Source organism: Streptomyces pathocidini (genome assembly GCF_001418495.1).
GTDB classification, from domain to species: Bacteria; Actinomycetota; Actinomycetes; order Streptomycetales; family Streptomycetaceae; genus Streptomyces; species Streptomyces pathocidini.
The window spans coordinates 1-1,145 of record NZ_LIQY01000626.1 but is presented as its reverse complement, the minus strand read 5'-3'; the positions used below and the strand labels follow the sequence as shown (position 1 = coordinate 1,145).

Annotated in this window: 1 protein-coding gene; it reads left to right on the top strand. The window is 74.4% G+C overall.

Features of this window, described 5'->3' with window-relative positions:
- Window positions 1–363: 363 nt before the first annotated feature.
- Window positions 364–1,145, top strand: a 782-nt coding sequence (locus AOK16_RS23705) for a transcription antitermination factor NusB (protein ID WP_276202525.1), incomplete at its 3' end; no start/stop codon positions are given.

Below are 1,145 nucleotides of genomic sequence, written 5' to 3'. Positions count from 1 at the left end.
GTTGCTCGCCATCGCGGCGGAGGATCTTCGGCTGTGCCGGAGGGATGTCTGCCCGTGGTCGTCCGGTGTGCCCCCGCCGAGGCCGCCGCCCTTGCCGCTTGCTGCCGGTTCGCCACCGCTGGGCTCTGCCACCGCCGGGTTCCGGCGTCGTGGCAGGTGGAGTTTCGGCTGTGCCGGATGAAGCGTGCGGGGTGGGTGCCGGTCGGCTGGGCTGTCGGCGCGCCGAGGGCCGTGCGGGGCACGGCGCTGAGGGGCGCGCAGGCCCTGGTGGCGGTGGGATCGTTTCCGCCGCCCGATCCGCGCCCATCGCGACGTACGCTGGGGTGTCTCAGTCACACCCCATTTCTCCGGAGCACCTTTCTCGTGACCTCGCAGTCTTCTCGTCATCGGCCCGGTAGGACCTATCGCCGTCCGCAGAAGGATCCCGTGCGGATCCTCGCCTTCGAGGCGCTGCGGGCCGTGGACGAGCGGGACGCGTACGCGAATCTCGTGCTGCCGCCGCTGCTGCGGAAGGCGCGCGAGGGCGGCGGGTTCGACGGGCGGGACGCGGCGCTGGCGACCGAGCTGGTGTACGGGACGCTGCGCCGCCAGGGCACGTACGACGCGATCATCGCCGAGTGTGTCGACCGGCCGCTGCGCGAGGTCGACCCGCCGGTGCTCGACGTACTGAGCCTGGGCGCGCACCAGTTGCTGGGGACGCGGATCCCGACGCACGCCGCCGTCTCGGCCAGCGTCGAGCTGGCGCGGGTCGTACTGGGCGACGGGCGGGCGAAGTTCGTGAACGCCGTGCTGCGCAAGGTCGCCGCCCACGACCTCGACGCCTGGCTGGACCGGGTGGCCCCGCCGTATGACGAGGACCCCGAGGAGCATCTGGCCGTCGTCCACTCGCATCCGCGGTGGATCGTCTCCGCGCTCTGGGACGCGCTCGGCGGCGGCCGGGCCGGGATCGAGGACCTGCTGGAGGCCGACAACGAGCGGCCGGAGGTGACGCTCGTCGCCAGGCCGGGCCGGTCCACGCCCGAGGAGCTGCTGGACGTGCTCGGGCCGGAGGCCGGGGTCCCGGGCCGCTGGTCCCCGTACGCGGTGCGGCTCGCCGAGGGCGGGGAGCCGGTGGCGCTCGACGCGGTGCGCGAGGGGCGCGCGGG